The 239-nt window shown below is 55.2% G+C and carries 1 pseudogene; it reads right to left on the bottom strand.

Annotated elements, in window-relative coordinates:
• Positions 1 to 239: pseudogene (locus KJQ96_RS39530) on the bottom strand (hypothetical protein); the annotation flags it as partial.

The following is a 239-nucleotide window of genomic DNA, read 5'->3' as shown; positions in this document are numbered from 1 at the left end:
CAAGGGCAGAATTCCCTTGGAGCAAGCAATTCATCGCCTCTGCGACAGCTTCTTCAAGCCCCTTTGGACCTGTGCGCTTCACGAGCTTGCGCCTTGCGTTTTCTAGAAGGTCAGTTGAACCAGCTTGCCACTTACTCAATTCTGCCGGAGTTGGAGCGGAAATTTCCAACGCGACTTGGGTGAGGGCGGTCATGCCCGCGGCAATGGCACTCGGTGCGAAAGACTTCTGATCGTCGATC

The sequence above is a fragment of the Bradyrhizobium sp. sGM-13 genome, from assembly GCF_018398875.1.
In the GTDB taxonomy this organism is placed as follows: Bacteria; Pseudomonadota; Alphaproteobacteria; order Rhizobiales; family Xanthobacteraceae; genus Bradyrhizobium.
The sequence above is the reverse complement of the archived record's forward strand: the minus strand, read 5'-3'. Positions and strand labels throughout refer to the sequence as shown.